Source organism: Streptomyces sp. NPDC050287, assembly GCF_044459385.1.
GTDB lineage: Bacteria > Actinomycetota > Actinomycetes > Streptomycetales > Streptomycetaceae > Streptomyces.
Map to the genome: position 1 here is coordinate 117,718 of NZ_JBITIY010000015.1, position 14,016 is coordinate 131,733.

The window sequence follows — 14,016 nt, forward strand, 5'->3', positions numbered from 1 at the left end:
CGCTCGGCCACTGGCCCTCCTGTCTCGCCTCTCGGAAGCCTGTGACCTGCGGCACGGGCATTCTGCCCAATCCGACGGGGCCTTGGCCAGGGGCGCCACGCCCGAATCTGCGAGGTATGAGGGAAGCTTGAGCAGCGGTGACCTTCAGCCCAGGCGATGGACCACCAGGTCCCATACGGTTTCGGCCAGGGCCTCCTTCGGTCCGTGCGGGACCTGGGTCTCGCTGCCGTCGGCGCCCAGCACCAAGGCCTCGTTCTCCTCGGAGCCGAATGTCTTGCGCTCCCCCACCTCGTTCACCACGAGCAGATCGCAGCCCTTGCGGCGGAGCTTGGCACGGCCGTTGGCCAGGACGTCGTCCGTCTCCGCGGCGAAGCCGACGACCACCTGGCCGGGGCGGGCCCGGTCGGCGGATATCTCCGCGAGGACATCCGGATTCCGTACGAGCACGATGGGATCCGGGTCCTTGTCGTCCTTCTTCTTGATCTTCCCGGCCGCGTAGGTCTCCGGGCGGAAGTCGGCGACCGCCGCCGCCATCACGACCGCGTCGGCGTCGGCGGCCGCCTTCAGGACCGCCTCCCGCAACTGCACCGCCGTCCCGACCGGGACCACGTCCACACCCGCGGGGTCCGGCAGCCCGGTGTTCGCGGCGACCAGGGTGACCCGGGCGCCCCGGGCGGCGGCGGTGCGGGCGAGGGCGTAGCCCTGCTTGCCGGAGGAGCGGTTGCCGAGGAAGCGGACCGGGTCGAGGGGCTCGCGGGTGCCGCCGGCGCTCACGACCACGTGCCGGCCGACCAGGTCCGGTTCCCGCACTCCTCTGGCGAGCACACGGCGGCAGACCTCGAAGATCTCGGCGGGGTCGGGCAGCCGGCCCTTGCCCGTGTCGACGCCGGTGAGGCGGCCGACGGCCGGTTCGATGACGACGGCGCCCCGGCGGCGCAGCGTCGCCACGTTCTCCCGGGTGGCCGGGTGCTCCCACATCTCCGTGTGCATGGCGGGGGCGAAGACGACCGGGCAGCGGGCGGTGAGCAGGGTGTTGGTGAGCAGGTCGTCGGCGAGGCCGTGGGCGGCCTTGGCGAGCATGTCCGCGGTGGCCGGGGCGACGACGACCAGGTCGGCGTGCTGACCGATGCGGACGTGCGGGACGTCGTGGACGTCGTCCCACACCTCGGTGGAGACCGGGTTGCCGGAGAGGGCGGACCAGGTGGCGGCGCCCACGAAGTGCAGTGCGGAGACGGTGGGGACGACGCGCACGTCGTGCCCCGACTCGGTCAGTCTGCGCAGCAGCTCACAGGCCTTGTACGCGGCGATGCCACCGCTGACGCCCAGAACGACCTTCGGCTTGTCCACCGTCTCTCCCCGCACCTCGGAAAACGTACGCCGCGGCTCCCGCCGTACGACTCCATCACACACCACAGGCCCGGCAGTCGCGCTGCCGGGCCTGTGGAAAAGTCAACCGCGAACCGAAAATATTACTGCGCCGGGCCTTCGATGGCCTCGGACGTCAGCAGACCCGCGTTGATCTCGCGGAGGGCGATCGAGAGCGGCTTCTCGTGGACATGGGTGTCGACGAGCGGACCGACGTACTCGAGGAGGCCCTCGCCGAGCTGCGAGTAGTACGCGTTGATCTGGCGGGCCCGCTTGGCCGCGTAGATCACGAGGCTGTACTTCGAGTCGGTGGCCTCGAGGAGCTCGTCGATCGGCGGGTTGATGATGCCCTCGGGCGCGGAGATGGAAGAGGACACGCTCTACCTTCCGATGGATGGGAAAAGATGGGTCGTGATCACTGAGCCCGTCAGAATCCCGGAGTACCCGCGATCACACAACATCCATCAAGGCTAGCAGCTCACGCGCCACATCCTCGACGGAGGTGTTGACGAGGGTCACGTCGAACTCCGGCTCGGCCGCCAGTTCGACCTTCGCCGCGTCCAGACGACGCTCGATCACCTCGGGCGGCTCGGTGCCCCGCCCGGTGAGTCTGCGCACGAGCTCCTCCCAGGAGGGAGGAGCCAGGAACACCAGCTGAGCGTCGGTCATGGACTCACTGACCTGACGGGCACCCTGGAGGTCGATCTCCAGGAGGACGGGCTCCCCCGCCTCCAGGCGCTCCAGTACGGCGGCACGCGGCGTGCCGTACCGGTTGCCGGCGAATTCGGCCCACTCCAGCAGCTCGCCGTTGGCGATCAGCTTGTCCATCTCCTCGTCGGTGACGAAGAAGTACTGGACTCCGTGCTCCTCGCCGGGGCGGGGCTTGCGGGTCGTCGCCGACACCGAGAGCCAGACCTCGGGGTGTTCCTTGCGCATATGGGCGACGACCGTGCTCTTGCCGACCCCGGAGGGGCCGGAGAGCACGGTCAGTCGCGGACGTTCGCTCATGCAGCGATTATTCCAGCTGTCCCGGGGTGCCCGGGACTCCCTGCCCCAAGTACCCGGGTTCAGGAACCGGTGCTGCCGAACTCACGCTCAAGGGAGGCGATCTGATTGGAACCGAGACCGCGTACACGGCGGCTCTCGGAGATGCCGAGTCGCTCCATGATCTGCTTGGCGCGGACCTTGCCCACGCCCGGCAGGGACTCGAGCAGCGCGGAGACCTTCATCTTGCCGATGACGTCGTTCTCCTGGCCCTGCTTGATGACCTCATGCAGGGAGGCACCGGAGTGCTTGAGTCGATTCTTGACCTCGGCCCGCTCCCGGCGAGCCGCGGCGGCCTTTTCGAGCGCGGCTGCGCGCTGTTCAGGGGTAAGGGGCGGAAGAGCCACGCCTACGTCACCTCGGATGTCGAACTGTCGGATACGGACCGGTGAGGAACCTAGTCGCCCCACACCTGGGGAGCCACGAGCAACACGCTTGCCCGTTGACTCTCGTCGGAGACTAGCGGCCAAGGGCGCCAGAGTCAGCGAGAACAGCGGAAAAGTCCTGGTCAGCCTTTGCGAGGTCGGACATTTCGAACATACTGCCCCGGATTTGAGAATGTATTCAGACTCAAGTCGCCCTCGGACCACTCATCGGAGGACTTGACCGAGGGGCCCGAAGGACTCAGGAGGCGTCCACGGCGGCCCGGATCTCGTCCGCGAACCGGTCCGCGGCCGCCCGCAGCGCGCCGACGTCGGGACCGTGACGCAGAACACCCCGGCTGACGTTCGGAACGACATTGCGCACCGCCTGCCCGAAGACCGAGGGGAGATCCGCCGGAGTGGCCCCCTGGGCGCCGATGCCGGGCGCCAGGAGCGGACCGTTGATGTTCAGGTCGTACGACGAAAGGTCGCCCAGCGTGGCCCCGACCACGGCCCCGAAGGACCCCAGCGGCTCCTCCCCCTCGTTCTCGGCCGCCAGGTGCGCCAGCATCGTGGCGGCGACGTCGCGGCCGTCGGCACGCACCGCGTGCTGGACCTCGCCGCCCTCCGGGTTGGAGGTCAGCGCCAGCACGAACAGGCCGGCGCCGCTCTCCCGCGCCAGCGCGACGGCCGGCGAGAGCGACCCGTAGCCGAGGTACGGCGAGACGGTCAGGGCGTCCGAGAACAGCGGCGCGTCCTTGTGCAGGAAGGACTCGGCGTACGCGGCCATGGTCGAGCCGATGTCCCCGCGCTTGGCGTCCATCACGACCAGTGCGCCGGCCGCCCGGGCGTCGGCGACCGTCTTCTCCAGGACGGCGACACCGCGCGAGCCGAAGCGCTCGAAGAACGCGCTCTGCGGCTTGAGCACGGCAACCCGGTCGGCCATCGCCTCCACGACCGTACGGCTGAACCGCTCCAGGCCGGCCACGTCGTCGCCCAGGCCCCACTCGGCCAGCAGCGAGGCGTGCGGGTCGATACCGACGCACAGGGGACCGCGCTCGTCCATCGCCCGGCGCAGACGCGCGCCGAAGGACTCCCAGGTCATGCCGTCTCCCTCTTCCTCACGTCGGCGCCGACCGCGTCGGCAAGGGTGGCGTACGGGCTCGTCCGCAGCCGGGCGGCGAGCCCCTTGTGGATGGCGCGGCTCCAGAAGGGCCCCTGGTAGACGAACGCGCTGTAGCCCTGGACCAGGGTGGCGCCGGCCAGGATCCGCTGCCAGGCGTCCTCGGCGTCCTCGATGCCGCCGACGCCGACCAGGGTGATCCGGTCCCCCACGCGCGCGTAGAGGCGCCGCAGCACCTCCAGGGAACGCGCCTTCAGGGGTGCCCCGGACAGCCCGCCGGTCTCCTTGACCAGGGAGGGGTCGCAGGTCAGACCGAGCCCCTCGCGCGCGATGGTGGTGTTGGTGGCGATGATCCCGTCCAGTCCGAGCTCGACGGCCAGGTCGGCGACCGCGTCGACGTCCTCGTCGGCGAGGTCGGGCGCGATCTTCACCAGCAGCGGGACGCGGCGCGCGGTCACCCTGCGGTCTGCGGCCTCCCGGACGGCGCTCAGCAGCGGGCGCAGCGCCTCGGTGGCCTGCAGGTCGCGCAGCCCGGGCGTGTTCGGGGACGACACGTTGACGACCAGGTAGTCGGCGTACGGCGCCAGCCGCTCGGCCGACTTCACATAGTCGCCGACGGCCTCCTCCTCGGGTACGACCTTGGTCTTGCCGATGTTCACGCCGACGACGGTCCTGAAGACGGGCGTACGGGAGGCCAGCCGCGCGGCGACCCTCAGTGAGCCCTCGTTGTTGAAGCCCATGCGGTTGATCAGCGCACGGTCCTTGACGAGCCGGAACAGCCGCTTCTTGGGGTTGCCGGGCTGCGCCTGCCCCGTGACCGTGCCGATCTCGACGTGGTCGAAGCCGAGCATCGACATGCCGTCGATCGCGACCGCGTTCTTGTCGAAGCCGGCCGCGAGCCCGAAGGGGCCGTGCATCCGCAGCCCGAAGGCCTCGGTGCGCAGTTCCCGGTAGCGGGGCGCGAGCGCGGCGGCGACGAAGGTGCGCAGCACGGGGATGCGGGCGACCCTGCGGATCCAGCTGAAAGCCAGGTAGTGGGCCCGCTCCGGGTCCATCCGGGTGAAGACCAGGCGGAAGAAAAGTTTGTACATCTCAGATGTGTCCTCACACAGCCTCACGCAGAGGGGGACACCTTCCGGTGTCCCCCTCAGGGCTGCTAGTCGCGGGCCGCGGTCAGGTGTTCCGCGTGTTCCTGGAGTGAACGGACGCCCACGTCACCGTGCTGGAGGGCGTCGATGCCCTGGACGGCCGCGGCGAGCGCCTGGACCGTCGTCAGGCACGGAATCGACCGGGCCACGGCCGCCGTACGGATCTCGTAGCCGTCGAGCCGGCCACCGGTGCCATAGGGGGTGTTGACGATGAGGTCGACCTCGCCGTCGTGGATGAGCTGGACGATGGTCTTCTCGCCGTTCGGGCCGGTGCCCTCGGACTGCTTGCGCACGACCGTGGCGTTGATGCCGTTGCGCTTGAGGACCTCGGCCGTGCCGGAGGTGGCCAGCAGCTCGAAGCCGTGGGCGACCAGCTCGCGCGCCGGGAAGATCATGGAGCGCTTGTCGCGGTTGGCGACCGAGATGAACGCCCGGCCCTTCGTCGGCAGCGGGCCGTAGGCGCCCGCCTGCGACTTGGCGTACGCCGTGCCGAAGACGGAGTCGATGCCCATGACCTCGCCGGTGGAGCGCATCTCCGGGCCGAGGACGGTGTCCACGCCCCGCCCGTGGATGTCGCGGAAGCGCGACCACGGCATGACGGCCTCCTTGACGGAGATCGGCGCGTCGAGCGGGAGCTCCCCGCCGTCGCCGTTGGCCGGCAGCAGCCTCTCGGCGCGCAGCTCGGCGATGGTGGCGCCCAGTGAGATCCGGGCGGCGGCCTTCGCCAGCGGCACCGCGGTCGCCTTCGAGGTGAAGGGGACCGTACGGGACGCGCGCGGGTTGGCTTCGAGGACGTACAGGATGTCGCCGGCCATCGCGAACTGGATGTTGATCAGGCCGCGCACCCCGACACCCTTGGCGATGGCCTCGGTGGAGGCCCGCAGGCGCTTGATGTCGAAGCCGCCGAGCGTGATCGGGGGCAGCGCGCACGCCGAGTCGCCGGAGTGGATGCCGGCCTCCTCGATGTGCTCCATCACGCCGCCGAGGTAGAGCTCCTGGCCGTCGTAGAGCGCGTCGACGTCGATCTCGATGGCGTCGTCGAGGAAGCGGTCGACCAGGACCGGCCGGGAGGGGCTGATCTCGGTGGACTCGGCGATGTACGACTCCAGGCGGGTCTCGTCGTACACGATCTCCATACCGCGCCCGCCGAGGACGTACGACGGCCGGACGAGGACGGGGTAACCGATCTCGTCGGCGATGGCCTTGGCCCCGGCGAAGGTGGTGGCGGTGCCGTGCTTGGGGGCCGGCAGGCCCGCCTCGGCGAGCACGCGGCCGAAGGCGCCGCGGTCCTCGGCGGCGTGGATCGCCTCGGGGGGCGTGCCGACCACCGGCACGCCGTTGTCCTTCAGCGCCTGCGCAAGGCCCAGCGGGGTCTGGCCGCCCAGCTGCACGATCACGCCCGCGATGGGCCCGGCCTCGGCCTCCGCGTGGACGATCTCCAGCACGTCCTCCAGCGTCAGCGGCTCGAAGTACAGCCGGTCGGAGGTGTCGTAGTCGGTGGAGACGGTCTCCGGGTTGCAGTTGACCATCACCGTCTCGTACCCGGCGTCGGACAGCGCGAAGGAGGCGTGGACGCAGGAGTAGTCGAACTCGATGCCCTGACCGATGCGGTTGGGCCCGGAGCCCAGGATGATGACGGCCGGCTTCTCGCGGGGAGCCACCTCGCTCTCCTCGTCGTACGAGGAGTAGAAGTACGGCGTCTTCGCCGCGAACTCGGCGGCGCAGGTGTCGACCGTCTTGTACACGGGGCGCACGCCAAGCGCGTGCCGCACCTCGCGCACCACGTCCTCGCGCAGGCCGCGGATCTCGCCGATCTGCTGGTCGGAGAAGCCGTGCCGCTTGGCCTCGGCGAGCAGGTCGGCATCGAGGCGTTCGGCGGCGGCAAGCTCGTCCGCGATCTCCTTGATGAGGAAGAGCTGGTCGACGAACCACGGGTCGATCTTCGTGAACTCGAAGATCTCCTCGGGGGTGGCGCCCGCGCGGATGGCCTGCATGACGGTGTTGATGCGGCCGTCGGTGGGGCGCACGGCCTCCGCCAGGAGGGCGGCCTTGTCACCGGTCTCGCCGACGAAGGTGAACTGTGAGCCCTTCTTCTCCAGCGAACGCAGCGCCTTCTGGAAGGCCTCGGTGAAGTTGCGGCCGATCGCCATGGCCTCGCCGACCGACTTCATGGTCGTGGTCAGCGTGGAGTCGGCGGAGGGGAACTTCTCGAACGCGAACCGCGGCGCCTTGACGACCACATAGTCGAGGGTCGGCTCGAAGGAGGCCGGCGTCTGCTCGGTGATGTCGTTCGGGATCTCGTCGAGCGTGTAGCCGACGGCGAGCTTGGCCGCGATCTTCGCGATCGGGAAGCCGGTCGCCTTGGAGGCGAGCGCCGAGGAACGCGACACGCGCGGGTTCATCTCGATGACGATGATGCGGCCGTCGACCGGGTTCACCGCGAACTGGATGTTGCAGCCGCCGGTGTCGACGCCGACCTCGCGGATGATCGCGATGCCGATGTCACGCAGCCGCTGGTACTCGCGGTCGGTCAGCGTCATCGCGGGCGCCACGGTGATCGAGTCGCCGGTGTGCACGCCCATCGGGTCGAAGTTCTCGATGGAACAGACGACCACGACGTTGTCGTTCTTGTCGCGCATCAACTCCAGCTCGTACTCCTTCCAGCCGAGGATGGACTCCTCCAGGAGCACCTCGGTGGTGGGAGACAGCGTCAGACCCTGGCCGGCGATGCGGCGCAGCTCCTCCTCGTCGTGCGCGAAGCCGGAGCCGGCGCCGCCCATGGTGAAGGACGGGCGGACGACCACGGGGTAGCCGCCGAGCTGCTCGACCCCCTTCAGCACGTCGTCCATCGAGTGGCAGATGTAGGACCGGGCGGACTCGCCGTGCCCGATCTTCGCGCGGACGGCCTCGACGACGCCCTTGAAGAGGTCGCGGTCCTCACCCTTGTGGATCGCCTCGACGTTGGCACCGATCAGTTCGACGCCGTACTTCTGCAGCACCCCCTGCTCATGCATGGAGATGGCGGTGTTGAGGGCCGTCTGGCCGCCCAGGGTGGGCAGCAGCGCGTCCGGCCGCTCCTTGATGATGATCTTCTCGACGAACTCGGGGGTGATCGGCTCGACGTAGGTGGCGTCGGCGATCTCCGGGTCGGTCATGATCGTCGCCGGGTTGGAGTTGACCAGGATGACCCGCAGGCCCTCGGCCTTGAGGATGCGGCACGCCTGGGTGCCGGAGTAGTCGAACTCGGCGGCCTGGCCGATGACGATCGGGCCGGAGCCGATGACCAGGACGGACTGGATATCGGTGCGCTTAGGCACGCTGGCCCTCCATCAGGGATACGAAGCGGTCGAACAGGTAGGCGGCATCGTGCGGGCCGGCTGCCGCTTCGGGGTGGTACTGGACGCTGAAGGCCGGGCGGTCGAGGAGCTGCAGGCCCTCCACCACGTTGTCGTTCAGGCAGACGTGGGAGACCTCGGCACGGCCGAAGGGGGTGTCGGCGGGGCCGTCGAGCGGGGCGTCGACGGCGAAGCCGTGGTTGTGCGCGGTGACCTCGACCTTGCCGGTCGTACGGTCCTGCACCGGCTGGTTGATGCCCCGGTGGCCGTACTTCAGCTTGTAGGTGCCGAAGCCGAGGGCGCGCCCCAGGATCTGGTTGCCGAAGCAGATGCCGAACAGCGGCGTGCCGCGCTCCAGGACGGCCCGCATCACGGAGACCGGGTGCTCGGCGGTGGCCGGGTCGCCGGGCCCGTTGGAGAAGAACACGCCGTCGGGCTGGACGGCGTACACCTCCTCGACGCTCGCCGTGGCGGGCAGCACGTGCACCTCGATGCCGCGCTCGGCCATCCGGTGCGGGGTCATGCCCTTGATGCCGAGGTCGACGGCGGCGACGGTGAACTTCTTCGCACCGAGCGCGGGGACGACGTACGCCTCCTTGGTGGCGACCTCGGCGGCGAGGTCGGCGCCCTTCATCTCGGGAGCCTGGCGCACCTCGGCGAGCATGGTGCCCTCGTCGGGCAGCGCCTCGCCGGAGAAGATGCCGACGCGCATCGCGCCGCGCTCGCGCAGATGGCGGGTCAGCGCGCGGGTGTCGATTGCGGAGATGCCGACGACACCCTGCGCGCGCAGTTCGTCGTCGAGCGAGCGGCGGGAGCGCCAGTTGGAGGGCACGCGCGCGGGGTCACGCACGACGTATCCGGCGACCCAGATGCGCTTGGACTCGGGGTCCTCGTCGTTGACGCCGGTGTTGCCGACGTGCGGGGCGGTCATCACGACGACCTGCCGGTGGTACGACGGGTCCGTGAGGGTCTCCTGGTAGCCGGTCATGCCGGTGGAGAACACGGCCTCGCCGAAGGTCGCCCCCACGGCCCCGTAGGCACGGCCGCGGAAGATCCGGCCGTCCTCCAGGACGAGTACGGCGGGAACCTTCACGGATCCCCTGGTGGAGGTCGTCATCGTTCGGCGCCTTCCGTGGTGGTTGTTGTGATCATGGAGTTGATGAGGTCGACCCACGCGCCGTGCTCGGCCGCGTGATCGGAGCGGAAACCGGAGTCGATCAGCCGCTCGCCGTGCGCCCAGGTCACCACGAGCAGGCCGCCCTCGGTGAGGACCTTGCCGGCGATGCCCTTGTCCAGCCGGGCCTCGCGCAGGGCCTCACGGGGGACGAAGAAGTCCGTCGCGCCGGGGCGTACGACATCCAGCCCGGCGTCCGTCAGCGTGAGCTCGACCCGGCTGCGGGTGCCGAGGCCGTGCGCCACGATGCGGTCGAGCCACTGTCCGGCGGTGGTGGAGCCGTGGTAGCGGCCGGTCATCGTCAGTCTGGCCTCGCCGGGCTCGGAGGGCGCCGCGGGCAGCTCGGGCAGGTCGCCCTGGAGCGTGCCGCGCCACTTCCAGCCCTCGCGCATCAGCCAGTAGACGAGCGCGACGAAGAGGGCGAGTCCGACGAGCCAGCCCACACGGGCGGCCCAGTCGGTGACCTCGGCCGATTTCTTCTCGGCCGCCAGCTGGGTCGCGAGTCCGGCGGCGAGCACGGTTGCAGGTGTCACGTGAGCTTCCCGTCGACGAGCGTGGCCTTGCCCCGGAGCCACGTGTGCGTGACACGGCCCGGCAGCTCACGCCCCTCGTACGGGGTGTTCCGGCTGCGCGAGGCGAAGCCCGCGGGGTCCACGGACCCACGGTATGCCGTGTCGACGAGCGTGAGGTTGGCGGGCTCACCTGCCGAGACGGGGCGTCCGTGCCCCTTCGCCCGCCCGATCTGCGCAGGCTTGGAGGACATGCGTTCGGCGACCTGGGTCCAGTCCAGCAGGCCCGTCTCGACCATGGTCTCCTGCACCACTGACAACGCGGTCTCCAGGCCCACCATGCCCATGGCGGCCGCGGCCCACTCGCAGTCCTTGTCCTCGTGCGGGTGCGGGGCGTGGTCGGTGGCGACGATGTCGATCGTGCCGTCGGCGAGCGCCTCCCGCAGGGCGTACACGTCACGCTCGGTGCGCAGCGGCGGGTTGACCTTGTAGACGGGGTTGTAGGTACGCACCAGCTCATCCGTGAGGAGGAGGTGGTGCGGGGTGACCTCGGCGGTGACGTCGATGCCGCGGGACTTGGCCCAGCGGACGATCTCCACGGAGCCGGCGGTCGACAGGTGGCAGATGTGGACGCGGGAGCCGACGTGCTCGGCGAGCAGGACATCCCGGGCGATGATCGATTCTTCGGCCACCGCGGGCCAGCCCCCGAGCCCCAGCTCGGCGGAGACGACACCCTCGTTCATCTGGGCGCCCTCGGTCAGCCTCGGCTCCTGCGCGTGCTGGGCGACGACCCCGCCGAACGCCTTCACATACTCCAGCGCCCGTCGCATGATCACGGCGTCGTCCACGCACTTGCCGTCGTCGGAGAAGACGGTGACCCCGGCGGCCGACTCGTGCATGGCGCCCAGCTCGGCGAGCTTCCTGCCCTCCAGGCCGACGGTGACCGCCCCGATGGGCTGCACATCGCAGTAGCCGTGCTGCCGGCCGAGCCGGTAGACCTGCTCGACCACACCGGCGGTGTCGGCGACCGGGAAGGTGTTGGCCATGGCGAACACGGCGGTGTAGCCACCGGAGGCGGCCGCGCGCGTGCCGGTCAGCACGGTCTCGGAGTCCTCTCGACCGGGCTCCCGGAGGTGGGTGTGCAGGTCGACCAGGCCCGGCAGCAGCACCTTCCCGTCGGCCTCGACGACCTCGGCGCCCTCGGCAAAGAGCCCGCTGCCGACCGCCTCGATCTGCGAGCCGTCGATCAGCACGTCCTGCGACGCGCCGCCGAGCACCTTCGCACCACGGATCAGAATTTTGCTCATGTGTCTTGCTTCTCCTCGGTACGGGTGTGGGAGCCGGCCGGTTCGTTGCCGCCCAGAAGCAGGTACAGAACGGCCATCCGGATGGAGACTCCGTTCGCGACCTGCTCGACGACGGTGCAGCGCTCGGAGTCGGCGACCTCGGCGGTGATCTCCATGCCGCGAACCATGGGGCCGGGGTGCATCACGATGGCGTGCTCGGGCATCCGCGCCATGCGGTCGCCGTCGAGGCCGTAGCGCCGCGCGTACTCCCGCTCGGTCGGGAAGAACGCCGCGTTCATGCGCTCGCGCTGCACGCGCAGCATCATCACCGCGTCGGACTTGGGAAGCGTGCTGTCCAGGTCGTACGACACCTCGCAGGGCCAGGTCCCGACGCCGACCGGCACCAGGGTGGGCGGGGCGACGAGGGTGACCTGGGCGCCGAGGGTGTGCAGCAGATCGACGTTGGAGCGGGCGACCCGGCTGTGCAGGATGTCGCCGACGATCGTGATGCGCCTGCCGGCCAGGTCCTGCCCGATCCCGGTGTCCCGGCCGACGAGGCGGCGGCGCATGGTGAAGGCGTCCAGCAGAGCCTGGGTGGGGTGCTGGTGGGTGCCGTCACCGGCGTTGATGACGGCCGCGTCGATCCAGCCGGAGTTGGCGAGGCGGTACGGCGCCCCGGAGGCGCCGTGCCGGATGACGACCGCGTCGACGCCCATGGCCTCCAGGGTCTGGGCGGTGTCCTTCAGGGACTCGCCCTTGGAGACGCTGGAGCCCTTGGCGGAGAAGTTGATGACGTCCGCGGACAGCCGCTTCTCGGCGGCCTCGAAGGAGATCCGGGTCCGGGTGGAGTCCTCGAAGAAGAGGTTGACGACCGTGCGGCCGCGCAGGGTCGGAAGTTTCTTGATCGGCCGGTCGGCGACCCGGGCCATCTCCTCGGCGGTGTCGAGGATCAGGACGGCGTCGTCGCGGGTGAGGTCGGCGGCCGAGATGAGATGACGCTGCATCTGTCAGGCTCCGTAAGGCAGTTCATCGGGGAGAATTCGGGCAGACGCGGGCGTGTGAGCAGGGCGTACGGCAGTGACGTACGCCTGGCTGCTACTGCCGCGCGCCCGGAGCGGTCCGCTTGGCGCCGAGCAGCACGGTGTCGCGACCGTCCTCCTCGGCGAGCTGGACCTTGACCGTCTCCCGCAACGACGTGGGGAGGTTCTTGCCGACGTAGTCGGCGCGGATGGGCAGCTCGCGGTGACCTCTGTCGACCAGCACCGCGAGCTGCACCGCGCGCGGGCGCCCGATGTCGTTCAGGGCGTCGAGGGCGGCGCGGATGGTGCGGCCGGAGAACAGCACGTCGTCGACGAGGACGACGAGCCTGCCGTCGATGCCGTCGCCGGGGATGTGGGTGCGGGCCAGCGCACGCGGCGGGTGCATGCGCAGGTCGTCGCGGTACATGGTGATGTCGAGCGAACCGACGGGGATCTTGCGCTCGGTGATCTGCTCCAACTTGGCGGCGAGCCGCTGGGCGAGGAAGACGCCCCGGGTGGGGATGCCGAGGAGCACCACGTCGTCGGCGCCCTTGGCGCGTTCGACGATCTCGTGGGCGATGCGGGTCAACGCCCGCGCGATGTCAGGGCCTTCGAGAACGGGCCGCGCGTCCGGTTGCTGCTGCGGGTCCTGCTGCCCGCCCTGACTGTCCTGCTCGTTGTCCTGCTTGCTGGTCTGCTTGTTGTCCATATGAAACGGACCTCCTTCTCCGCCTCACGGGACGGACCTTAAAGGACGTCGGATTTGCGCCATCCACGGTAGCAGGCCCGAGCGACCGCCCTGATCACACCCTCGACGACCCGATATCACTCTCTTGGCTCAATAGGCGACGGCTACCACGGAAGCGTCGGTGTGGACCATTCGGCTTGACGCGGGAGAGTAACGCTGCGTAACCTCACAGTGAGTTACCAGCCGCGCGGCCTGGACCCCAGCCCAGTCGCGTCGACACAGTGTCCGGGGAGCCATATGTCCAGCGAATACGCCAAACAGCTCGGTGCCAAGCTCCGGGCCATCCGCACCCAGCAGGGCCTTTCCCTCCACGGTGTCGAGGAGAAGTCCCAGGGGCGCTGGAAGGCCGTGGTGGTCGGTTCCTACGAGCGCGGCGACCGCGCCGTGACCGTGCAGCGTCTTGCCGAGCTGGCCGATTTCTATGGCGTTCCTGTGCAGGAGCTGCTGCCGGGGACCACGCCGGGCGGCGCCGCCGAGCCGCCGCCGAAGCTGGTCCTGGACCTGGAGCGGCTCGCCCATGTGCCGGCCGAGAAGGCGGGCCCGCTGCAGCGGTATGCCGCCACGATCCAGTCCCAGCGCGGTGACTACAACGGCAAGGTGCTCTCGATCCGTCAGGACGACCTGCGCACACTCGCCGTCATCTACGACCAGTCGCCCTCTGTCCTCACCGAGCAGCTGATCAGCTGGGGCGTGCTGGACGCGGACGCGCGCCGCGCGGTGGCCTCCCACGAGGAAGGCTGAGCGCTCCACCGGTCCAGCCGGAAGAGTTCAGCAGAAACGTACCGCCGGGGGGGGGGGGGGGGGGGGGGGGGTGGGGGGCCGCCCCCCCCCCCGGGGGGGGGGCGGGGGGCGGCGCGGGGGGGGGGGGGCGGGGCCGCGCCCCCGCGAGCGCGGGGGGGGGCG

General features: G+C 70.0%; 13 protein-coding genes. 1 reads left to right on the forward strand and 12 read right to left on the reverse strand.

What is annotated here, in order from left to right; genetic code table 11:
• Window positions 1-144: 144 nt before the first annotated feature.
• From coaBC to pyrR, 12 genes are all read right to left on the reverse strand, one after another.
• Complete coding sequence (gene coaBC, locus ACIBK3_RS38270) at window positions 145-1,347, reverse strand: bifunctional phosphopantothenoylcysteine decarboxylase/phosphopantothenate--cysteine ligase CoaBC (RefSeq protein ID WP_399372501.1); 1,203 nt, start codon at window positions 1,345-1,347, stop codon at window positions 145-147.
• A gap of 122 nt (window positions 1,348-1,469) precedes the next feature.
• A complete protein-coding gene (gene rpoZ, locus ACIBK3_RS38275) occupies window positions 1,470-1,742 on the reverse strand; it encodes a DNA-directed RNA polymerase subunit omega (RefSeq protein WP_003977348.1) in 273 nt (90 codons plus the stop codon).
• 73 nt (window positions 1,743-1,815) lie between these two features.
• Window positions 1,816-2,373, reverse strand: a complete 558-nt coding sequence (gene gmk / locus ACIBK3_RS38280; RefSeq protein ID WP_030943703.1) for a guanylate kinase — start codon at window positions 2,371-2,373, stop codon at window positions 1,816-1,818.
• A 59-nt stretch (window positions 2,374-2,432) separates the two neighbouring features.
• Window positions 2,433-2,756 carry an integration host factor gene (locus tag ACIBK3_RS38285; protein WP_003977346.1) on the reverse strand — a complete coding sequence of 108 codons (324 nt, stop codon included), beginning with the start codon at window positions 2,754-2,756 and terminating at the stop codon, window positions 2,433-2,435.
• Window positions 2,757-3,033: 277 nt separating this feature from the next.
• Window positions 3,034-3,876 carry an orotidine-5'-phosphate decarboxylase gene (pyrF, locus tag ACIBK3_RS38290; RefSeq protein WP_399372503.1) on the reverse strand — a complete coding sequence of 281 codons (843 nt, stop codon included), beginning with the start codon at window positions 3,874-3,876 and terminating at the stop codon, window positions 3,034-3,036.
• A complete protein-coding gene (locus ACIBK3_RS38295; protein ID WP_399372504.1) occupies window positions 3,873-4,985 on the reverse strand; it encodes a quinone-dependent dihydroorotate dehydrogenase in 1,113 nt (370 codons plus the stop codon). Before ACIBK3_RS38295 ends, pyrF begins: the two co-directional genes overlap by 4 nt.
• Before the next feature lie 65 nt (window positions 4,986-5,050).
• Window positions 5,051-8,359, reverse strand: a complete 3,309-nt coding sequence (gene carB / locus ACIBK3_RS38300) for a carbamoyl-phosphate synthase large subunit (protein ID WP_399372506.1) — start codon at window positions 8,357-8,359, stop codon at window positions 5,051-5,053.
• Window positions 8,352-9,494, reverse strand: a complete 1,143-nt coding sequence (carA, locus tag ACIBK3_RS38305) for a glutamine-hydrolyzing carbamoyl-phosphate synthase small subunit (protein ID WP_399372508.1) — start codon at window positions 9,492-9,494, stop codon at window positions 8,352-8,354. Before carA ends, carB begins: the two co-directional genes overlap by 8 nt.
• Window positions 9,491-10,084, reverse strand: coding sequence for a hypothetical protein (locus ACIBK3_RS38310; RefSeq protein WP_399372510.1), 594 nt, complete (start codon window positions 10,082-10,084; stop codon window positions 9,491-9,493). The genes carA and ACIBK3_RS38310 overlap by 4 nt, the downstream gene beginning before the upstream one ends.
• Entirely contained in the window at window positions 10,081-11,367 is a 1,287-nt protein-coding gene (locus ACIBK3_RS38315; RefSeq protein WP_399372511.1) for a dihydroorotase, read from the reverse strand. The genes ACIBK3_RS38310 and ACIBK3_RS38315 overlap by 4 nt, the downstream gene beginning before the upstream one ends.
• A complete protein-coding gene (locus ACIBK3_RS38320) occupies window positions 11,364-12,350 on the reverse strand; it encodes an aspartate carbamoyltransferase catalytic subunit (RefSeq protein WP_399372513.1) in 987 nt (328 codons plus the stop codon). Before ACIBK3_RS38320 ends, ACIBK3_RS38315 begins: the two co-directional genes overlap by 4 nt.
• 91 nt (window positions 12,351-12,441) lie before the next feature.
• Entirely contained in the window at window positions 12,442-13,074 is a 633-nt protein-coding gene (gene pyrR / locus ACIBK3_RS38325) for a bifunctional pyr operon transcriptional regulator/uracil phosphoribosyltransferase PyrR (protein WP_399372515.1), read from the reverse strand.
• A 276-nt stretch (window positions 13,075-13,350) separates the two neighbouring features.
• On the opposite strand from pyrR, the gene bldD reads away from it, so the two are divergent.
• On the forward strand, window positions 13,351-13,854 hold the full coding sequence (bldD, locus tag ACIBK3_RS38330; protein WP_095754441.1) for a transcriptional regulator BldD: 504 nt from the start codon (window positions 13,351-13,353) through the stop codon (window positions 13,852-13,854).
• Window positions 13,855-14,016 lie beyond the last annotated feature (162 nt).